This is a genomic window from Pseudomonas sp. 2995-1 (genome assembly GCF_002742505.1).
Classification (GTDB): Bacteria; Pseudomonadota; Gammaproteobacteria; order Pseudomonadales; family Pseudomonadaceae; genus Aquipseudomonas; species Aquipseudomonas sivasensis.
The window spans coordinates 57960-77249 of record NZ_LJSA01000322.1 but is presented as its reverse complement, the minus strand read 5'-3'; the positions used below and the strand labels follow the sequence as shown (position 1 = coordinate 77249).

Sequence of the window (19290 nt, the reverse complement as noted above, 5' to 3'; positions counted from 1 at the left end):
AACTGAAAGGAAGCAAAATGTCGAATCACAACGCAGCTAGTTACGTGATGGATGCTACATCTCGCGAGACCACCGAACAGGATCAGCGGGCTAGAGCAGTAGCGGCCGCCCTTAGCATTATCGAAGCGAAAGCTGCTGGAGGGGCGGATATTGTTCTGAAAAGTGAATTCATACACCTATCCGAATACGCGGATAAGATCCAGGAAGCACTGAAGGTCAAGTAACACACCCGTGCCGCACTCACCTGTGGCACACCTCCCCCCCCCATCTCGCCAATCGACAGAGCGTCGACTAGCTACAAGTCACCCAGTCGAGAAAACAAAAAGGAGGTGCCATGTTAAGGAAACTTTTAGCAACGCTGTTCGGCCCCAAACCGTCTAGTCGACCCGCTATTAATCGTCAGATCGCCACCGAAGCTCCGAACCAGCTCACTGAGTATTTTAGGAAAGAGATCGCGGCCTCTCCGCACATCAAGGAGTCGGGGAGGCTCGCAGTCCTGAACGACTTTCTTCACACAAAAAAACTTGCAGATGAAGAAGCACTTACTACTGAACAGAAACGTGCACTGGGCCTTAATGCCCGAATGAAAATTACTAAAGGGCATCTGGCCACCCTTACAGATGAAGGGCTTGCAATCGGGCCAAAGCCTGTACTGCATCGTCTCTACCTAAGAGCCACTCACAAACATTTGCGCAGGGAAGGCATCTCACGTATCAAATCTGCTGGCTTCAACAGCTATTCAGTCCTTAGCTGTGGGGATGAGCGCGATTGTGCTTGGTGTAAGTCTATGGATGGAAAGTCGGTAGCCGTGACACAAGATTTTGATGACTTGGCTGATCAGAGTTGCAGCTGTGAATACTGCCGCTGCACACTGATCGCAAAGATGAAGCGTTAACTCATACGGCACGCCCTGAGTTACGAGCTCAACATCCTAGCCGTTTCAGCATGTGCCTGTCCGTGGAGGATAGCCACGACGATGCCCTGGGGCAGGCCTGCTGATTTCGCGGCGTCCACAGCCTTAGCTATATATCCAGATCAGCTAGGACCTTGTTGATGTCCTGGCTCATTGGCAGCGCGTGACGCAGGCGGGTGACGCTGCTCATCTGAGAACCTCGCGCCACGATTTGGCGCATTCAAAAACGTGGCGCGGATTACTGCGATACCCGATTGAGGGCTTCGTCCGCTTTGTCGGCAGCCTGGGCCGCAGTAGTTGCAGCCTTCGTGGCCTTGTCGGCGGCGGTACCGGTCTGGCGGGTCAGTTCTTCCAGGCGCTTGTCGCGCTCCCCCATCGCGGTATCGTAGGCCTTGCGGATGTCGGTAACCTGATTGGACTGGCTCTCAGCGAGAGACCAGTAGGCGACCTGATAACCAAGAACGGCGCCGCCTCCCACCAGCACTACAGCGATTGCCCAGACCTCGGCCCGGCGCCACCAGCGGCGTGCGATAAATTCCAATGCGCATCTGTCCATCAGGCGATACCTCCCAGCTTGGTGCGCAGGCGAGTGATCTCGTCGCTCTGTTGCGTCACGCGGTCAGTGAGTTGGGCGACCTGGCTGGTGAGCGCTTCGATCTTGCCCTCCATACGCCCAACGGCGGCGGCTAGGTCGTTCCGCTCTTTCGCAAACTGATCAGCGCGGGCCTCGGCTTCCTTACGGGCGGCGCGCTCTTGGTTCAGCAACTCGTTGAGTCGCTTCAGCGTGCCGATATCGGCGTTATCCATCGCGCGGTCAGTCGCATCCTTGGAAAGGAAGCGGCGCAGCCAAAGCAGGCCGCCCAGTACAACGGTGGCGCTACCGCCCAGCCAGGTAGCTGTGCCTGGGCCGAGGTCAGTAGGATCCATCGTCACTCCATGAAAAAAATGGCCTTCGCCAGAAATAGGTCAGCCCCGGCGGCACTCCCTGCTCAGTGCGAAGGGTGTGGCGGGGCCGAAAACGAAAAAGCCCCAGCGAACGCTGAGGCCATGAATAAGTGTGCATGCCGCACCGTGCTTCCAGCTTGCAAGCGCGAAGTGGCACCGTGCTATCTTTCGGACTCACACAAAACCGAAGGACATCTACATGGATCGTTTCAATGCCGTCTCGGCAAAAATACTCAAGGATTTATATGAATACTTTCCTGCTCCGCACCACCCTACGCCAAATTCAATAGGCCTGACCCTGGAGGATCCAAAACTCATTGGGGGGAGAGAGAATACGAGCGATGAATACAAAGAACTCGCCAAAGAGCTTCGTGGTGCACTCCTTTGGCTTGTTGAGGAGGGTTACGTCTCGGACCGCGGCTACCAAATTGGCCCAAGTCACGTTTTAACAGGCAATGGGCTTAAGGCGCTTCAAAAGATAGCCCCTGAGTACAAGCCGCCAACGCTGATCCTGTAAAAACAAAAAAGCCCGACTCTCAGGTCGGGCCTTCATAAAACTCAATCTGCCTGAAGCAGAGCAGCCTGAATCGACTTAACATCGATTGGCACATCGACCCGCTCAAAGCTGGCGAGGACTTCCCGGCGCCCTAGCGCTTTGTAAAGTTCCTCTCCGAAGGGGGTGCGCTCCATGGCGCCCAAGATCGCGATTCCTCCGCCGCGCACACCGGCGGGTCGGATTAATTCAGCTTCCTGCATTTTTTCAGCAAACAACTCAGCGGCATCTGAGATTTCAATAAAGCCCTGGTTCAGCTCGCACCCGGTTCTTTTCAAGTCCCAGTAATACGTGGTTCCGATAAGTCCTGGCATATGGGACTGATTGCCGCCTGTAGCGCCAGCCAAGAGGCGCCGGATTAACTCCCAAACTTCCATGTAAAACTCCGTGGACCGAATACGAAAAACCCAGCTCATTGGCTGGGTTATATGCGGTTATCCCTAACGCGCAAGATCGACAGGATGGATAAATAGTCTCTCACTTTCTCACTCATTGCAATGGCTATTTGCTACGCCGCGCAACTTTCGATTAAGCCCTCAGCGTCGAGTAACTCCTGAGCAGCAGTCAGCGCCTCATTGACTTGGTCATCTAGCGTCTTGCGGATCCCCGAGCGCCACCGGTACCTGGTCGACTCGGGTTTGCCGTCGTTGTCCCAATTGGTGATGTCGTACCAAGCGGCCGGCAGCACTGCGGCGGAACGCTTGCCCTCGGCACCGGCAACTTGCGGAATGGCCCAGGTCAGTACCGCACACTCGCGGAACCGTTTCGGCGCAGGTGTCCGCACCGAGTTCAGCAGCTCCAGAATCGCGCCGTGCTTACGCTCTTCATGCGTGGAATACTTCGCCACGAGTGCCCGCCAGAGCGCCGGGGTCAACGCCTTGTGCAGCCGGCCGAACACCCAGCAGTCCTGGAGAAACGCCGCCTCCTTGCCGACGATCTCCCCCTTCTGCTTGGCGCATTGCACCTTGGGCTCAAAGTCGCAGCCGCCGGCGGAACTGATCGTCTCGGCCGCAAGGGCGCGAACTACTGCTGAAACAACGTTGCGATAGGTCATGCGGCTTCCCCTTTTTTCAGTTCTCTGGTCATTGCGCGGTATTTGGCCTTGATGGCCTTGATCTCTTCCAAAGTGTATTTGCATGGCGGATGCAGGCCTTCCAGCCAAGCGACCTTCTCGGCGCCGATGCGCGGTACCAGGCGAATGCGGTACTCCACGGCGTTGCCGGAAAGGTTGCGGTTGCACTTCACACACTGGCGGTGGATGTTCAGCGGCTCGAAGCGCAGCTCTGGGCAGGCCCCCACGGATCGATAATGCCCAGCGTCCCAGCGGCTGCCGGTCATGAGGTCGTTGTCGTTCGGCATCGAGTCGCAGCTGATGCATGGCAGGTGAGCGTCACGCAGGCGCACGTACTCGTTCACCGCCGCCTGGGCTTCGCGCAAGTGATCCGCCCTGGTCTTCAGCTTCTCCTTGCGTACCTTGATCTCCCGGCGCTCGCGCTGTGCGAACGACTTTCGCTGCTTATCCTGTCGCTGGCGGATGATCGCCACTGCACAGTCTGGCGAGCACCAGGTTTGAAACGGCTTCGCTGGGACGAATGAGGCCCTGCACGTAGCAACGCGGCATTTCTTCGGCCTGGCCGGCTTCCGTTCGATGGTCATTGGTACACGCTCCCAGCCTGGCCTGGCTCATTGCTGTCCGTGCATGCCAGATCATGGTCGCTTGCCTTTGGGCAGCGTTTGCAGCCACACACAGGGCACAGAATCATTCTGGTGGATGAGAGCGGCAACCACATGGAGCCGACCTGCTGGCCCAGCTTGTGCTCAGCAATACACCGATGGCATTCGCATTGTTGATGGCTCATCAGTAACGCCCTCCCCAGTTGTCTTTCTGCGTCCAGCGCACCTGGTGCTCAGCGCCGAAGCAATGCACCCACTCGATCAACTCGCCGCACTGCTTCACGGTGAGCTTGCTGGTTCGCTCGTAGATGACGTCGAAGCCGTTGCCGTCTACCGCTGGGATCATCTGAGGCTGGTCGCCGGTCTCGCGCAGCCAGGCCGCGGTGAGAAGGCGCTTCCAGATCAAGACATCCCACTTCTTCCCGGCGTGTTCGACCTGGGCGGCGATATCGGCCAGCGCCGCGTGAAGGGCCTTGTTCTGCTCCCCGCTGCGGTCTACTTCGGTGATGGCCAGCTTCTTGGGCTTGCTCAGGTCCAGGCTGGCGATATGACCCATGGCCCTGTTGCGGTCTGATTCGTTGCGGATCTGGAGGCTGGTCATAGGCCCCCCGCAAAGTCTTCGAGCAACCCACGATTCTCCTCGGCAAGCTGGTCGCGCTCTTTGCGCAGCGTCTCGTTCTCGGCCAGCAGCTCCAGCGCCACTTCCTCAACGGTCTTCTCCCCCAGGAAGTCTTGGAGCGCCTCTGTGTTGCGCTTCCAGTCAGCGCAGTCGGCACGGAAAGACGCAGCCTCGGCCCACAGCAGCTTCTGGAGTTTCTGTTTGTCGATGCTCATGTCCGTTGCTCCGAAATCTTCTTGCCGAACTTAGCCATCAGCAGAGCGCGCGCCGACACGCCGTCAGCCGGGATGCCTTGCTGAAGGATTTTTGCCTGGACCTGCTGGTCGGCCAGCTCGTTGGCGAGTTCGAATTCCGTTTTCTGGCTGTCGTGGCCGATGCCGGCGGCGATCTTCCCGTCAAGGGACTCACCGGCCTGGGCGCGGCGCAGGATGATTTCGTAGTTGCGGTTAAACCTAGCGCGCAAACCCTTGTCTTCCTGTCGGGCCCCGCGCAGATCGAACAGGCCTGTCGCTTCAGCCGCCAGCTTCACGGCCTCATGGGTGTACGTCTCCATCAGGGCTTCGATCCAGGCGTCCGCAACGGACGGCATGCCGAAGTCTTCCGGCCCCGGCACGCACATGGCGATGAACTCCCCAACGCTCGGCGCGAACGGCTTCTTGAGCTTGCGGCACTTCTGGATGCCGAACTCGATCTGCTCCAGGGTGCGTATGCCCGCGTCGGCGAACTCCTTGATCCATTCGGCCTTGGCAGCATCGAGCGCTTCGGTGGACGGCCACGCCTGGCGCCATGCAGGGAAGATCCCACGCAGCCGGCGGAACAGATCGTTCACCACCTCGACAGTTTGCGGCGTGATGTCGAGCGGCTGGACATGGCTTTCAGCCGGAAGGTTGCCCATGGTCGCCATAAGTTGGTTGACTGGCTTCATGGGCGAGCCACAAGGCCGTCAGCCCACGCGTTGCTGTTGAAGTCTGGTTCGCCAGACTGAGGGCGCGGCGTGAACTGGTGGACGTTGCTACCAACTGGCGACGGATCGGGCACTTCGTCTTCCCAGCGCTTGCCGTTGATCCACGTCGATGGGTGCGGGATGAATTGTCCTTTCTCCTTAATCCAGTCGGTTGTGAGGCACTGCGCCCCCAGCGCCTGAACCAAAGAATCGAAAAGCTGGTTGGTCAGCTTGAGCTTGTCCCACGCCTTGCGTGCAGCTTCCTTGCCCACCTTGCGTGGATACAGGGCCCAGAACTGCGCGAACAACTCAGTGTGATCGACCTCGTCATCGCCGTAAGGCTTTTGTTCTTTATCTTCTCTTCTCTTCTCTTCTCTGGTCCGCAAACTGTCCGCATCACTAGCGGACACATTGCGGACATTCTTCGCCTTTCTGTCGTTGCGCTTGCGCTCGTTATCGTTGGCACGGCGCTTGGCGCTGGCCCCGTTATGCTCGTCAAAGCGAGGCATTACGAGGCTCCCGTCGTCTTGAATGGCCGCCCACTCCACGTCGATCATGGCCTGGGTGAATCCTGGCCAGCCCACAACCGCGTCCATCGCATCAACGGTGTAGCCAACCAGCACACCATCATCACAATGGGTGTCGAAGATGCTCCAAGCGATGTGCAGTCCGCCGATGATCCGCAACCTGTCCGCTTTCAATGCGGACACCATGCGGAATACTTTCGGATGCGTCTGAAGGTCGATTCGCATTTTGATCCAGTCCCCGGCCATTACACGGCCCTCTGTGCTTTATCGTGGGTAAACAGGCCGTCCCAGGTCTTCTTCATGGGCAGCTCGCCGGCCAGGTACAAGTCGTACAGGCGTGCGGCACCCTTCTTCAGCAGAACAGGCGTGTAGGAGATGAATGGGTCTTTGCCGTGAGGGGTGACCTCGACCTGGTGCTCGGTCATGTACTTGTCGCGGGCGTAGGAGCCAACACGGTGACGTAGGCCGGACTTGCTCTCGTTGTAGAGCCAGCTGCGGGCTTCCAGGTACTTGCCCACCTGCATGACGTTGACCCCGTTGAGGCCTTTACAGAACTGGGTGTGGGTCATGCCCTCCTTGAACAGGTTCTCCAAGGAGTGGATCTTGGTTGCTTGAGCCTGCACCTCAACGCTCAACTGAAGGCGAGCCTGTTCAGCCGCCTGCTTCTGCTCTACCTCGTCCGCCCATGCGCGGGCAGCCGCTGCCGGATTTGAGAAGTCAGCGAGGGTTGCAATGACACGGCCACCTTCCAGTTCTCGCCAGCGCTTGATAACGGCCATGCGCATTGCCGCGCTGTAGCCGGTTAGAAGGCAGTCGGTATGCTCCCGGTCGAGCAAATACTCCGTCTGCTGGCGGTTCATCGTGTCCAAATAGATCCGTCCAAAACTGGACGCATCTTCTTCGAGTTCGCCAAGCATCTTTTCCACGTCGCGCTTAACGTGCTGATGTTGCTTGCCGGTCAATTCGGCGATTTCCCGAGACGACATTGTCCGCGCCACGTTTTCAGATATAGAAAAACGTGGCGCGCGATTGGTAGTGCTATTGATATGTGGCTGGGTTTGCATATAATCGGCCTCACAAAGTGTTATCGAATTAGCCGACCTCGACCGTCGGCTTTTTTGTGCCTGTAATTCAGCGCCGAAGCGCCAACCTCCCCGCCCTACTCCCCGTTTCGCCTTTTCAAAAACCACTGGATAAAACTCCAGCGACCTCAGGTTTCTTACGTTGCAGACCGGCCGGGCCGATACTGGCTACATGGATTGGCGGATAGGGATCTCGCTTAGGCAGCCATCTCGGCCCACGGAAACGACGGGCACAGGGATTCTTTTTTGAAAGCACCTCCAGTCAACGCCTCAGCTCGCTTGGCAACCACTGGAGACATGCCGTGTTTTTCACGAACCCAGCCGGAAACGGTACTTTGATCAACCTTGAGCTTTTCGGCGGTGATCTCCTGGGTGCCGAAGAAGGCAACGAGGTCCTTATAAATAGTGTTCATGCTGACCCTCCATACGGGAATGCCCATATACTAGTTTATGGGAATGCCGATTTGCAAGGATATGGGAGCACCCGTAATACTCGCCGGATGGAATTCAAAGACCGTTTAAAGACTGCACGCCGACATGCCAAGCTCAATCAGGGCGAATTGGCTGTAAGAGCAGGAATCACACAGACCTCTATCTCTGACCTTGAGCGTGGAAAATCAAAAGCCACCGCTCACGTCGTGAAGATAGCTGACGCCTGCGGAGTGAGCGCCAAATGGCTTTCCGACGAGATCGGACCAATGCTGGTGCCTGGGTCCCCATCCAGTTCTGGTCAGTCGAACATCTCCCCCGCCGCCCATCCAACAAAGTCATTCCGGTACCCGGTAGTCAGCTGGGTTGCCGCCGGCGCCTGGGCGGAAGCCGTGGAGCCCTATCCGACTGGAATCTCGGACACCTACGAGTTTTCGGAGTACGACTCCAAAGGCCCTGCGTTCTGGCTGACAGTCAAAGGTGACTCAATGACAGCGCCCGCCGGTCAGAGCATTACCGAGGGCACGCTGATCCTTGTGGACACTGAGGCTGAGGTTGCACCAGGTAAGCTGGTGGTGGCCAAGCTCCCAGACAGCAATGAGGCGACATTCAAGAAGCTGGTCAGCGATGGCGGACGGCTGTTCCTAAAGCCACTCAACCCTAGCTACCCAATCGAAGCGGTAGACGAGAGCTGCCGGATCGTGGGCGTGGTAGTGCAGGCGCTGCAGAAGTTTTACTGATGCGTTCCAGGAGGCCCCATGTCCCTCACGAAACCTAATCAACAATTGCGCCGCGACCTCAAGGCGATAGCCTCCAATCTTGAGCAGTCCTGTATCGACTTGGGTAGGTTGGCCAGCCGACTCAGCGATGCCGACGCCATAGCCCTGATGGGGCTTGTGGGTACGCTCTACGAAGAAGCGGACAGGTTGGTGGGTTACGCTGACGAGGTGAAGGACGGCCGGATAAGTCGGGCTGCGGAACAGCGCAAATGACTGCATGGCGAGAGCAGCGCTTCTGGAGCAAGTTTTGGATCTGGGCCTGGGTGGCGTTCATGGCCGTTTTTACCCTCTGCACCGGCGCGTTCTGGCTGGGTGATGGTTCATCTAATCGCAAGCGAGTCTTCAGCCCTGGCTTCGTTGTGCTCTGTGCCATCGTGGCTGTGGTTGAGCTGATAGCGCTGAATCACTTCTATGGTGTGCATGGATGAGGTGCAGGCGGGAAGGAATGTGCGATCGACGCCTAGGTAGGCTTCGTGCGCTCCGCCGGGTGACATAGTGGTTTCAACTGAACCAAAAAAAGGAAGCGCGCTCATTTGAGGCTCGTGAATTATAGGAGCAGGGAATGGCGCAAGCCGGCAAGATTCCGTACACAGATGCCATGGCGGCAATTTCCGTCCCAAAATCCTGGGCTGGAGCCAAGACCATTATCTGGAAGGCCCAGGGCGGGAAAGGGTTTCCAGCGTCCCACAAGTGTCGCATCCCTATATCGATTAAAGATGTCGTCCAAGAGGGCTACTTCCTAGATATTTTCCATAAGTACAGTGACTTCGACGGAGTGCCGGACAAGGTATCAATGACCTTTGTTGCTGGTGGCGCCAGGCTGCTGGCCCTTGACGAAAATGGTCCAAGCGAACACGTCAACACTATCGGAAAGGGCATGCCGCATTATGGGAAAAATGCGGACCATCCTCATGTGCACGTGCCAGTCCCTGAAGGATCTTCAGGATACGCAGAGCCCATTGATGACCGACATTCAGGCGTTATGGCGTATCTTCCTAGAGCGTGCCAATATTTCAGGGGCGCCACCTTTTACGTTGCCGCCGCGACAGCCGCAATCAGAAAGCGGGCAAATGGACTTACTATGAACTGTGCAGACATCAGCAGGCAGCTGGGCTTTCGTTGCCGTCATATCAACGATGGACTGGCCTACATTCAATCCCCTCTCAAGCTTTCCTTCGACGGCATGGCTATAGGCGCGTTCGTTCAGGATATTGGGCGCGGACTAGTTCGCATAAGTGATAATTCCGACATTTTGTTCACTGCTATGACTCATGGGATAGCCCCAGACCAGAGGCGCTCCAAGAAATTCGGAGATATCGCCAAGCTGAGCGGAATGTCCTTATCTGATAATGGCGAGCTTCACACTGTCTGCCCTGAGGGCGAGGCAGGTTTTCAGATAGCTAGATTCATTGAGGCCGCCTCCAGAATCGGTGACGCCTGCAGCGATTCGCTCGTAATTCAAACGCCCAAATTCCAGCGGAAGGTCGGATCCATCTTGTCGCGCATTTATAAAGACCGCTTACGACGAGATTTTATTTTGGCAGGGGCTAGCGGACATCAGCTTTCCTTTCCTTTTGTGCTAAACCCAGGAACCGCAAATCAGATGGTCATCCAAACTATCTCCGCCGGATCTGCTGGAAAACCAAACTGGGCAAGTATCTATGGAGCCGTCGGCAAGATGGGCGATCTGAAAAATTCTGGCGACAATACCAAGCGCACCGTAATCCTGGAGCGTGGCGAAGATGAGTCCACTCAGCAAGCCATGGTTGCTTTAGCCGAAACCGCATCAATTGTGGTCTTCGAGGGTAATAGCGAGAAGCTCTACGCAGCGCTGCAGGCCGCCTGATCAAGTTTTAGATGCAGAAGCCCGGCCCAGCGCCGGGCTTCTTGTTTCTGCCCATTCACACTCGGGCTCCTCTGGTCATCCCAATTATCAGCACCCGCTTAAGCCCGACCTCCGGAACCGAATCCATCACGGCATATCTTGTTACAACCATTCGCCCGCAGGCACCGCCCGTAGAGAACTACAAACTTCTACTCCAGTCGTAATACCAGGCGTGCTTTAAACCGTGAGCGCCTGCTGACAACCCATAGAGGTTCACAAGATGAAAATGACACTGCCCGCCCTATTTTTGGGTGCCCTCATTTCGCAAGGAGTACTAGCTGCCGGAGATGGCACAGCCGCTCTTGGAGGCGGCGTTGGTGGTGCACTTGGCAATATCGTAGGTCAGCATCTCGGCGGCTCAACGGGTGCGGCGGTAGGTGCAGGAGTAGGTGGTGCAGCCGGCAGTGCTGTCGGCGCTCAAAGAGGCAACAGAGCTGAAGCAGCATTAGGTGGCGGTATCGGCTCGGCTGGCGGCTCTCTCATTGGTAATCGCCTCGGCGGCACAACTGGTTCGACTATCGGTGCAGGTCTCGGCGGCGCGGCGGGTGGCGCGCTAGGAAACAACCTAGCGGATGATGAGAGCGGTCATCGATCGGATGGTAAGAAGCACAGAGGCAACAACAAACATAAACACAAGAACAAGCATCGTTAGTCCCTAACGCTCCTACATCGAAGCCCGGCCCAGCGCCGGGCTTGTTGTATCTGGCGAGCGCTCTGCTCTGCTATGGTGGCGCACTCAGATCGCAATGGAAGCATCGAAGAATGGACTCATGGAAGATTGTAGCTGCAGCCCTTATGGTATCGATCAATGCTCATGCTTCAGAGGGGTCCGATGACTCCTATAACAACTCGATGCTATCAGTGCTAATGGCTCCAACCTACACCGTTGCGGGAACCACCGGGCTTACCATGCTTGCATCGAACAACTTCAAGCCTGCTAAGGCTGACGCGCTCGCATTCATTGGGTCAGAAGGTCAGATTCGCGGAGCCCAATTTGAACAGGCAGTTCGCTTTTATCGCACGACATACCTGCCGCCTCTAATGACCGACCGGCAGTTGGCACAGGCAATCGCTACCTCGTACTGAGCACGAGCATTCACGAACTTTTCACAGTAGGGCGCCTATGGTTATCCCAGCTCCTAGTGAAACCCTTTAAGCCCGCTACCCCCCATCGCGGGCTTTTCTTTGTCTGAGATTTGGAGGGCCGAAACTCGCCCTCCCCAACTTACCCAACGACGGCTATACACGCCCACCGTCAAAATGACACGATAACGCCTCGCCTTCGTAAGTAGGAATACAGGATGTTCAGTCACGTAACCGTTGGGACAAACGATCTTGATAAGGCCTCTACCTTCTATGACGCGGTGCTGATCCCCCTGGGGCTCTGTCGTAGGCCTGTAACGCCTGATGGCGGGCCACCTTCGGCATGCTGGATTAAGCCAAATAGCGTCCTCCCTCGCTTTTATGTGTATAGCCCTTATGACCGCAATGAAGCCGGAACAGGAAATGGCAGCATGGTGGCTTTCACCGCACCCTCTTCAAATGCGGTAGACAGCGCCTATGCAGCTGGGCTTCTTGCGGGCGGATCTGATGAAGGTGAACCTGGCCAACGTCCCCACTATGGTGACGGTTACTACGGTGCGTACCTACGTGATCCAGATGGCAATAAGGTGCATATCGCTCATCGTGGTGATTTGGACTTGGCGGGGTAGCCGCAGCTCACCGTATTCGCTTGAAGCCCGCCCACAGCGGGCTTTTTCATTCCTGCCGGAAAGCACCCATCATAAAATATGCATTTATGCATTAAACTTCTTGCTGCCCTCTTGCCAATACATGACAGCACCAATACTGTGTATGCATACAGTATTTGCAAGGAGCTACACATGAACCAGGAACCCTACCCCGCACCAAAACCGAGAAATTCCTACGAGCTTGTTGGCCGCCGCCTGCAAGGGTTGATCGCCTCTCCCCGGGTACAGCGGATTCAGTTGGTCGAGGTCTCCAGGCGCGACGATGAAAGCCCTGAAGCCTGGCACCAGGTCATCCAAGACATTGGCGATACCGCCGGAATAAGGATTGAGCACCTAGATGACGGCGCCGTCAGGATCGGCTGGCGCGAGTACTGCGACTCTTAAAACAGCCCGCCGTTGAGCGGGCTTTTCATCGCCCCCAATAATAATATGGGAATACCCATTGACGATAAATATGGGATTGCCTATATTTACTCCATCGCAGCAACTTACGAGGGACTGCGAAGGGCCTCAAAGCCTACCGCTCTTTAGCGACACCCCTTTGCCGGATCACCACCGGCCCAGATTCAAAGGCAGCGATGAACCGGCCTCAACGGTTCAGAGGGTTGGCAACTGACCCGGGCGTGCAGCGTAAAGCGCCAAGAACAGTTATCCAGCGGGGGAACAAGCCGAAAGGCCCGCGGCTGGAAGAACAATTTGGAACTAACGAGGATTTCTCGGTAGTTCGATTCGACCCCGGCCTGACGCCAGTAGCGAGGTCGGGGGTTTCACCGATAGTCCTTGGCAACAGGGCCTAACGGGAAACCAACCGAGGGTAACGACGATGGAAGCAACAATCATCAACGGCGCATGGAAGGGTCATCTCGGACGTGGCCTGGCGCCGCGAGAGCTTCAGTTTCTGCTTTGGATTGCCCAGGGCTTCACTTCGAAAGAGATCGCCCGAGAGGCAGGCATAGAGGCAGGCACCGTGAAGAAGCGCCTGACCAATGCGATGTTCAAGCTGGGCGTGACGAAACGCACGGCCTTGGTGGCCGAGGCCATGAAGCGCCAGATTATCACGCCGGTGTGCTTTGTACTGGCGGCGCTGATCGCCATGCACTCAACGATCAGTGACGACTCGCTGCGTCGTGATCGCCGGGCGCCGGAAAGACGGATGGCTCAGGCTCGGATGGTGCGCCGGGCGGAATGTCCTAGGCTGACCGCTTAACAGAAACAGCCACGACAGCCTTTCGTTAACTGTCTGGTCAGCTGCGTGCCGGCCAGTTCCGGCACCTGCGGCCTTTCAAACATCAATGATGACAAGTGTCCCGTAGCTTCCAGACAAAACTGCATGCGGAACACCAGCTTCAGCCAGATAAATTTGTCCCTCTCCCACGCGCACGCACTCACCATCGACTCCCAGCAATAACTGTCCGGAGATGACTAGCAAGCCCTCGGTGTAGTCATGCACCTCTGCCTCAACGGACATTTCATCCATGCGCAGGACTTTGATATTGGAGCCGCCTACCCGTCCTAGAACGGTGGACTTCCAAGCTTGAGGCAAGGCCTTCGAGGTCAAATCAAGATCCACCAGGGACATAGAAAACTCCTTATTTCGAACTTCCCTACTTATACCCCTCCTCACCTCTACCCGTCAGCACTCACCCCGCGCCCATCGGCAACCAGCGGGAGGCATGAGTGTTGACGAATACAGGTGAACCAACGAACGGAGAGAGTCATGGCCAAGAAGGTTGGCGTAAAAACCAGGAGCGCCCAAATCGGCGTTCGAATCAGCCCCCGCGTTAAGTACATGCTCGACGTGATGGGTCGCATCCAGCGCAGAACCATGAGTGGAGTTATCGAATCGGCTCTTTTGGCTTATGCCAAGTACGACGAAAAACGCTTAGCCGACCAGACATGGTCAACGGATGAAAGCGAACGATTGCTCAACCTTTACCTAGTAGCGCCTCACCTTCTGTCATTCGACGAAGAGATTGAGGCCAAGCGGCTAATCGCAGCCAAAGCCACCGCCTAACCCCAAGCAATGGAGGACGCCAATCGTCAATGCGCTCTGGGTCGAGTTCGATGCCAGCAAGCGCCGGTAACGGTGGGCGGCACCCGGCTCCGGTTGCGGTCAGCTTAGGCTGACTGTGCGATGAGAGCCTTCTAACGATGTCGGACGCCAACCCCGCAGGTGCGAGACACCTAGCATAAGGTATGCGTTCTCACTTCTTGGGGAGGTAGTACGAGCACATATCTGGAAGCTTAGATACGACGACAGAGTTGCTCATATTGAACGCCAACGATTGGATTTTTGCTTTGGAAGCTGGATCAGATTTGACTCGGCGAACTTCTGCTCTAAGCGACTCGGTCGTCTCCGGATCGCTATTTAAAGCGTTCTCAACGCTGCTATTCGAATCTGGATTGGCCTTGACGCAAAGGCTTTCAATGGCCAGCAAATTGACGGCGTTTTCGGTGTCGTCCTCTGCTGCGCTTGCCAAGGTACTTGCGACCGAAGAAACGCTCAATAGCAGAAGCGCTGCAGAAATTCGCTTTAAAAACATCATTGATCTCCCTGAAAAAACTGAAATTTATCATAGCGCTATTGATTGACGATTTTCCAGTTATCCCCCGCATAGACACCTCCCCACCCACTACCAACAACCTTACCGGTCAGGTGCCCGACAGGCCTATTTATGCCGGGATTCAAAGACGGCCACTTCAAATACGTCGCTTACACCGACTAACCCACGCAGCCGCCTCGGAGGCGACCATGAGCGCAGTATTGAAATTATGCCAAGAGCGATTCGACGCTCAGTTGCCTCCAGATGTCAGCGACGCGAATCCGGAACAGGAGTGGCTGGAGGATTCGGCGGAACAGCTGGTGTGCGGCATGGACATCAAGTGGAAGCGCCGCCACGGCCAGCCGCAAGTGGTGACGTTTGATCGTTACTGCACGTACCTTCAAGGCCACCTGAATCAGCGCCAAATCGACGGTCTGGACGAGCGTGATTCGTTCGCTCGACTGTTCCTTTCCTCGATCCTTGGCAGTCAGTCGGATTCACGCGGGCACGCTGCCGATTTGATCGGTCAGCCCCGCCCTATCGAAGCCGCCGAGCGGATCGCCATAGAGATGCTCAAGCCCTACGCCGTCGACGCGGTTGCAGCAGAGCGGGAAGAGGCAGAAGACGACGTGGATGCGGACCTATGAGCGCGCATGTAGATATAACGGCTGCGTTGCTTGCCCTTGACCCTTCGGACGCAGCGCCCCTCGCCGAGTCGCAGGTAGAGGGATTGATCGTTCGCCACTTCACCGAAGGCACCATCAATGCTGAAGAGTTTCATCATTACAGTGCGTGGCTACTGAGAGCCAGTCGGAAGAGGCTGGCTCGGCTGGTTAGATAGGCCGTTAGATTACGTCGAGCGCCCTTCGTTACGACTTTGTTGTTTTCTTACGTTTTTCCCAGTTAAACGTTCGTATTGGTGGTGAATAAACCACACGACCAAAAGCAGGCCAGACAAGCCAATAACGAACAGCAACAGCTCTAATGCGGGACCTTCGTGTGAAAACATTTTTCGTTCCTCGTCCTGAAGTAGCGTGACCCGAAAACGGTCACTACCGAAATTATTCGTAACAATTCATACATTTTCAGGGTAGACGCCGAGGATCGAGGTGGCAACCCCCACTACTCACAGAACCATTGATCTAGACACGTCACTCGTCGAAAAAACCGTTCACGAGCACGACAGCGCCAGCGATACACACGCAAGGAGAAGGTCATGACTACTGCACCAGTCCAATCGCTAATCGAAGAACAACTCAACGAAATCGAGAGTCGAATCGCCATCCTGGGCTTTGGCATTCCTTTCAATGAACTGATCGGCCGCAAGCGTGAAGACCTGGTAAGGAATCCTCCGCAGCGGCTGGCGCCGACAATGAAGGGCGGTCGCATCGCAGTGAGAGTTCGGCCTTGACTCCCCACCAGCGCACCACGCGCATTCTCATCTGGCGTGGCGCTTTCCCTGCCCTCGCCCTATTCACCTTCCTGATGTTGCTCAGCGCCCTCGCTGATCGAATCACTCAATAACCAACACCTTCAATCGCTGCGAGCATCGCGGCAAGGATTCCCCATGTCCGCAGTAATCAAGCAGGACGACAACACTCCTGCGATGTCGGAGGCCGCGCTCGTTGAAGTACTGAGCAGCAGCCTCTACCCCGGCGCCGAAAAGAACTCTGTAGTGATGGTGTTGGCTTACTGCCAGGCCGCGCACCTGGACCCAATGTTGAAGCCGGTGCACATCGTCCCGATCTGGAACTCGAAGACAAAAAAGATGCAGGACACGGTGATGCCTGGCATCGGCCTATACCGCATTCAAGCGGCACGCACCGGCCAGTACGCCGGAATCAGCGAGCCTGAATATGGCCCTCCAGTAACGGCAAAACTGAGCGGCGTAGAAGTCACCTACCCCGAGTGGTGTCGTGTGACGGTCAAGCGGCAAATGAGCAACGGTTTGGTTGCCGAATACACGGCCAACGAGCGCTGGCTTGAAAACTACGCGACATCGAGCAAGGACACCTCGGCGCCCAACGCTATGTGGAAGCGTCGAGCATTTGCGCAGCTCGCAAAGTGCGCCGAAGCACAGGCCCTACGCAAAGCCTTCCCCGAAGTCGGGTCGGCGCCAACGGCCGACGAGATGGAAGGCAAGGCATTCGAAGAGCCTTCGCGCGATGTCAGCCCTCGGCAGCACGCCCATCCTGAGCCAGAAGCGCTACCCGCCTATTCCGACGACCTGCTGACCGAGAACATCGAGAAGTGGCAGCCACTTATCGACTCGAACCGAACCAGCCCTGAACACCTCATTGCGACCATCAGCAGCAAGTACACGCTGAGCCCGGCGCAGATTGAAAAAATCACCAACCTCAAAGCCCTCGATGGAGACGCAGCATGAAAATTCACAACGTAGCTCAAGGCTCCGCCGAGTGGCTTGCCCTCCGCGCCCAGTTCCGCACCGCCTCCGAAGCCCCAGCAATGATGGGCACTTCGAAGTATCAATCCCGCACCGACCTGCTGGTCGCCAAGAAGGCCGGCATCACGCCCGATGTCACGCCATCTCAGCAGTTCATCTTCGACAAAGGCCACGCAACCGAAGCCATGGCTCGCCCGCTGGCCGAAGCACTGATCGGCGAAGAGCTGTATCCGATCGTTGGCACCAAGGGCAACCTTCTCGCTTCCATGGACGGCGCCACAATGCTCGGCGAGACCCTGTTCGAGCACAAGCTTTGGAATGAGTCGGTTGTGGCCCAGGTGAAGGCTGGTGAGCTGGCTCCGCACTATTACTGGCAGCTTGAACAGCAACTGCTGGTTAGCGGCGCTGAGCGAGTGATCTTTGTTTGCTCGGATGGCACCGCGGAGAACTTCGTGCACATGGAGTACCGGCCCGTCGCCGGCCGTGCGGCCCAGTTGATCGAAGGCTGGAAACAGTTCGAGGCGGACCTGGCCAACTTCGAAATGGCCGACGCTCCTTCAATCGTAGTCGGCAAAGCCCCGGACGAGCTGCCAGCGCTGCGCATCGAGCTGACCGGGATGGTCACCGCAAGCAACCTGAAGGTGTTCGAAGACTCGGCGCTGGCTGTCATCGACTCGGTGAAAACCACGCTCTCCACCGACCAGGACTTCGCCGATGCAAAGAAGGCGGTCAAGTGGTGCGGTGATGTCGAAGAGGCCGTGTCGGTCGCCAAGAAACAGGCCCTGTCGCAGACCCAAAGCATCGACGAGCTGTTTTCGTCGCTGGATCGCATCAGCGCCCATGCCCGCGAGACCCGCCTGAAGGTCGACAAGCTGGTGAAGGCTCAAGAGCTGCTAGTGAAGACCGCGATCAAGCAAAAGGCGGAACTCGCCCTGGCGGACCACATCGCCGCAATCAACAAGACCCTCGGCAAAGTCACGCTGCCTCATGTTGTTTCGGACTTCGCCGGCGCCATGAAGAACAAGCGCACCATCGCCAGCCTTCAGGACGCAGTTGATACCGAACTGGCCCGGGCGAAGATCGATGCAAGCCAGGCAGCCGACAGCATTCGCTTGAACCTGACCAGTCTGGCGGAGCTCGCTGTTGATCACGCATTCCTGTTTAGCGATGTTCAGCAGCTGGTAACCAAAGCCAACGATGACCTGGTGACGCTGATCAAATTCCGAATCTCCGAACATCAGAAGGCGGAGCAACAAAAGGCCGACGCGAAACGTATCGCCGAAGAGCAAGAAGCCCAGCGCCTGGCAGCTATAAAGCCAGAGCCAGTCGTGGATAAGGTCGCGACACCGGAGCCTGTCCGCGCCGCACCGGTTCAGACTTCAGCACCCATGACCCAGGTCGCAAAGCAAGTAACTACCCAAGCGGTCGAGCCGGTAGCGCTTCAGGCCAACGTGACGGACTTCGAGGCACTGGTGAAGGCCGTAGCAGATGGTCAGGCGCCGATCACACTGCTTCTGGTCAACTGGGATGCGCTCGACGCAGTGGTCGCAGCGCAGGGTTCAAACTTCAGCATGGCCGGGGTGACACTCGGCAAGGCGGCAGCATGATCAGCAACCACCTCAGCATGATCGAGGAACTGCGCCCTGCCTCGGATGAACTGGCGGCCCAGGTCGCCGAGTTTGTAGCGGCCGGTGGCGAAATCGAAGAGATTGAGCCTCCCCCGCCACCGACGCCCGTCGTATATGTACCCGCGGAGCAGCCCGCGCCAAAGCCGTTTGTTCGGCGCAAAGCTGAGGCAGATGCCCTGCCCCTCGACAAGGACGACATCCGCACCCAGGCCCGCCTGAAGCTCGTAGAGCAGATACGCCAGCTAGGTATCACGCACACCCAAACCGAAGTCGCTGCTGCACTTGGTGTAAGCCGACGGCTCATCTACAACCACGCCGCCCGGTACGACATCACGTTTAAGGCGCCAAGCCGGGGCGGCGCTCGCAACCTGGTGCACAACGTTGTTGATAAGGAGCGGGATGCGAAGTTCGCCGAGCGGATCAGGGCATTCATGGAGCTTGGCATCAGCCGGCGCCAGTGCTGCGGGAAGCTGGCAATCGGCAGCAAGGCCTTTGAGCGGATCATCGCCGCCCACGGAATCGACTACCCCAAAGCGCGCCAGGGCGGAACTTCATGCGCCGCATAGCCCGCATTCAGCAACGAAAACGTCAAACCTGGCTCGCACTGCCGGCCAG

At 57.0% G+C, this 19290-nt stretch carries 31 protein-coding genes and 1 pseudogene; 19 read left to right on the top strand and 13 right to left on the bottom strand.

All coding sequences use genetic code 11. From position 1 onward, the window contains the following. Positions 1-17: 17 nt before the first annotated feature. Positions 18-224: a hypothetical protein gene (locus AOA61_RS08605; protein WP_099601571.1), complete on the top strand. Its 207-nt coding sequence runs from the start codon at positions 18-20 to the stop codon at positions 222-224. A 110-nt stretch (positions 225-334) separates the two neighbouring features. Then, complete coding sequence (locus AOA61_RS08600; RefSeq protein WP_099601570.1) at positions 335-895, top strand: hypothetical protein; 561 nt, start codon at positions 335-337, stop codon at positions 893-895. 20 nt (positions 896-915) lie between these two features. On the opposite strand, the pseudogene AOA61_RS32175 reads toward AOA61_RS08600, so the two are convergent. The 3 genes and pseudogenes from AOA61_RS32175 to AOA61_RS08585 form a co-directional block, all read right to left on the bottom strand. Then, a pseudogene (locus AOA61_RS32175) lies at positions 916-1103 on the bottom strand (hypothetical protein). Between the two features lie 48 nt (positions 1104-1151). Continuing rightward, positions 1152-1469, bottom strand: coding sequence for a hypothetical protein (locus tag AOA61_RS08590; protein ID WP_099601569.1), 318 nt, complete (start codon positions 1467-1469; stop codon positions 1152-1154). Next, complete coding sequence (locus AOA61_RS08585) at positions 1469-1840, bottom strand: chemotaxis protein (RefSeq protein WP_099601568.1); 372 nt, start codon at positions 1838-1840, stop codon at positions 1469-1471. The genes AOA61_RS08590 and AOA61_RS08585 overlap by 1 nt, the downstream gene beginning before the upstream one ends. A gap of 217 nt (positions 1841-2057) precedes the next feature. Between AOA61_RS08585 and AOA61_RS08580 the strand changes: the two genes are divergently transcribed. Continuing rightward, a complete protein-coding gene (locus AOA61_RS08580; protein WP_099601567.1) occupies positions 2058-2375 on the top strand; it encodes a hypothetical protein in 318 nt (105 codons plus the stop codon). 41 nt (positions 2376-2416) lie between these two features. Here AOA61_RS08580 and AOA61_RS08575 read toward each other — a convergent pair whose 3' ends face one another. The 9 genes from AOA61_RS08575 to AOA61_RS08530 form a co-directional block, all read right to left on the bottom strand. Further along, positions 2417-2788, bottom strand: coding sequence for a hypothetical protein (locus AOA61_RS08575; RefSeq protein ID WP_099601566.1), 372 nt, complete (start codon positions 2786-2788; stop codon positions 2417-2419). Between the two features lie 131 nt (positions 2789-2919). Next, positions 2920-3465, bottom strand: coding sequence for a hypothetical protein (locus AOA61_RS08570; RefSeq protein WP_099601565.1), 546 nt, complete (start codon positions 3463-3465; stop codon positions 2920-2922). After that, positions 3462-4067, bottom strand: a complete 606-nt coding sequence (locus tag AOA61_RS08565; protein WP_099601564.1) for a recombination protein NinG — start codon at positions 4065-4067, stop codon at positions 3462-3464. Before AOA61_RS08565 ends, AOA61_RS08570 begins: the two co-directional genes overlap by 4 nt. A 202-nt stretch (positions 4068-4269) precedes the next feature. Beyond that, a complete protein-coding gene (locus AOA61_RS08555; RefSeq protein ID WP_099601563.1) occupies positions 4270-4686 on the bottom strand; it encodes a recombination protein NinB in 417 nt (138 codons plus the stop codon). Beyond that, positions 4683-4919: a hypothetical protein gene (locus AOA61_RS08550; RefSeq protein ID WP_099601562.1), complete on the bottom strand. Its 237-nt coding sequence runs from the start codon at positions 4917-4919 to the stop codon at positions 4683-4685. The genes AOA61_RS08555 and AOA61_RS08550 overlap by 4 nt, the downstream gene beginning before the upstream one ends. After that, complete coding sequence (locus tag AOA61_RS08545) at positions 4916-5629, bottom strand: replication protein P (protein WP_099601561.1); 714 nt, start codon at positions 5627-5629, stop codon at positions 4916-4918. The genes AOA61_RS08550 and AOA61_RS08545 overlap by 4 nt, the downstream gene beginning before the upstream one ends. Continuing rightward, positions 5626-6399, bottom strand: coding sequence for a Pyocin large subunit-like protein (locus tag AOA61_RS08540; RefSeq protein WP_256583359.1), 774 nt, complete (start codon positions 6397-6399; stop codon positions 5626-5628). The genes AOA61_RS08545 and AOA61_RS08540 overlap by 4 nt, the downstream gene beginning before the upstream one ends. Positions 6400-6419: 20 nt before the next feature. Continuing rightward, positions 6420-7238, bottom strand: a complete 819-nt coding sequence (locus AOA61_RS08535) for a Rha family transcriptional regulator (RefSeq protein ID WP_099601559.1) — start codon at positions 7236-7238, stop codon at positions 6420-6422. Between the two features lie 215 nt (positions 7239-7453). Continuing rightward, positions 7454-7669 (bottom strand): YdaS family helix-turn-helix protein, encoded by a 216-nt coding sequence (locus AOA61_RS08530; protein WP_099601558.1) that lies wholly within the window; start codon positions 7667-7669, stop codon positions 7454-7456. 87 nt (positions 7670-7756) lie between these two features. Here AOA61_RS08530 and AOA61_RS08525 point away from each other — a divergent pair, with 87 nt between their 5' ends. The 9 genes from AOA61_RS08525 (at position 7757) to AOA61_RS08485 (ending at position 13307) form a co-directional block, all read left to right on the top strand. After that, the gene (locus AOA61_RS08525) at positions 7757-8425 is read left to right on the top strand and encodes a LexA family transcriptional regulator (RefSeq protein ID WP_099601557.1); all 669 of its coding nucleotides are present in this window, start codon (positions 7757-7759) and stop codon (positions 8423-8425) included. 18 nt (positions 8426-8443) lie between these two features. Then, positions 8444-8677 carry a hypothetical protein gene (locus tag AOA61_RS08520; protein WP_099601556.1) on the top strand — a complete coding sequence of 78 codons (234 nt, stop codon included), beginning with the start codon at positions 8444-8446 and terminating at the stop codon, positions 8675-8677. Next, positions 8674-8892, top strand: a complete 219-nt coding sequence (locus tag AOA61_RS08515) for a hypothetical protein (RefSeq protein WP_099601555.1) — start codon at positions 8674-8676, stop codon at positions 8890-8892. Before AOA61_RS08520 ends, AOA61_RS08515 begins: the two co-directional genes overlap by 4 nt. Before the next feature lie 134 nt (positions 8893-9026). Continuing rightward, positions 9027-10310: a DUF1828 domain-containing protein gene (locus AOA61_RS08510; RefSeq protein WP_099601554.1), complete on the top strand. Its 1284-nt coding sequence runs from the start codon at positions 9027-9029 to the stop codon at positions 10308-10310. A 259-nt stretch (positions 10311-10569) separates the two neighbouring features. Further along, entirely contained in the window at positions 10570-11001 is a 432-nt protein-coding gene (locus AOA61_RS08505; protein ID WP_099601553.1) for a hypothetical protein, read from the top strand. Positions 11002-11111: 110 nt separating this feature from the next. Further along, complete coding sequence (locus AOA61_RS08500) at positions 11112-11435, top strand: DUF2388 domain-containing protein (RefSeq protein ID WP_099601552.1); 324 nt, start codon at positions 11112-11114, stop codon at positions 11433-11435. A 215-nt stretch (positions 11436-11650) separates the two neighbouring features. Beyond that, positions 11651-12061: a VOC family protein gene (locus AOA61_RS08495; protein ID WP_099601551.1), complete on the top strand. Its 411-nt coding sequence runs from the start codon at positions 11651-11653 to the stop codon at positions 12059-12061. Positions 12062-12232: 171 nt separating this feature from the next. Continuing rightward, on the top strand, positions 12233-12484 hold the full coding sequence (locus AOA61_RS08490) for a DUF1654 domain-containing protein (RefSeq protein WP_099601550.1): 252 nt from the start codon (positions 12233-12235) through the stop codon (positions 12482-12484). A gap of 439 nt (positions 12485-12923) precedes the next feature. Then, positions 12924-13307 carry a response regulator transcription factor gene (locus tag AOA61_RS08485; protein ID WP_099601549.1) on the top strand — a complete coding sequence of 128 codons (384 nt, stop codon included), beginning with the start codon at positions 12924-12926 and terminating at the stop codon, positions 13305-13307. A 75-nt stretch (positions 13308-13382) separates the two neighbouring features. Here AOA61_RS08485 and AOA61_RS08480 read toward each other — a convergent pair whose 3' ends face one another. Then, complete coding sequence (locus tag AOA61_RS08480) at positions 13383-13679, bottom strand: cupin domain-containing protein (RefSeq protein WP_095184960.1); 297 nt, start codon at positions 13677-13679, stop codon at positions 13383-13385. Between the two features lie 138 nt (positions 13680-13817). Here AOA61_RS08480 and AOA61_RS08475 point away from each other — a divergent pair, with 138 nt between their 5' ends. The 7 genes from AOA61_RS08475 (at position 13818) to AOA61_RS08440 (ending at position 19241) form a co-directional block, all read left to right on the top strand. Continuing rightward, positions 13818-14114, top strand: a complete 297-nt coding sequence (locus tag AOA61_RS08475) for a hypothetical protein (RefSeq protein WP_095184961.1) — start codon at positions 13818-13820, stop codon at positions 14112-14114. A gap of 257 nt (positions 14115-14371) precedes the next feature. Continuing rightward, the gene (locus AOA61_RS31180; protein ID WP_158234794.1) at positions 14372-14692 is read left to right on the top strand and encodes a hypothetical protein; all 321 of its coding nucleotides are present in this window, start codon (positions 14372-14374) and stop codon (positions 14690-14692) included. A gap of 160 nt (positions 14693-14852) precedes the next feature. Then, entirely contained in the window at positions 14853-15290 is a 438-nt protein-coding gene (locus AOA61_RS08465) for a hypothetical protein (RefSeq protein WP_099601548.1), read from the top strand. Positions 15291-15859: 569 nt separating this feature from the next. After that, positions 15860-16054 carry a hypothetical protein gene (locus AOA61_RS08455; RefSeq protein ID WP_099601546.1) on the top strand — a complete coding sequence of 65 codons (195 nt, stop codon included), beginning with the start codon at positions 15860-15862 and terminating at the stop codon, positions 16052-16054. Between the two features lie 168 nt (positions 16055-16222). Beyond that, complete coding sequence (gene bet, locus AOA61_RS08450) at positions 16223-17029, top strand: phage recombination protein Bet (protein ID WP_099601584.1); 807 nt, start codon at positions 16223-16225, stop codon at positions 17027-17029. Next, complete coding sequence (locus tag AOA61_RS08445) at positions 17026-18654, top strand: YqaJ viral recombinase family protein (protein WP_099601545.1); 1629 nt, start codon at positions 17026-17028, stop codon at positions 18652-18654. Before bet ends, AOA61_RS08445 begins: the two co-directional genes overlap by 4 nt. Beyond that, a complete protein-coding gene (locus tag AOA61_RS08440; protein WP_099601544.1) occupies positions 18651-19241 on the top strand; it encodes a hypothetical protein in 591 nt (196 codons plus the stop codon). Before AOA61_RS08445 ends, AOA61_RS08440 begins: the two co-directional genes overlap by 4 nt. Positions 19242-19290 lie beyond the last annotated feature (49 nt).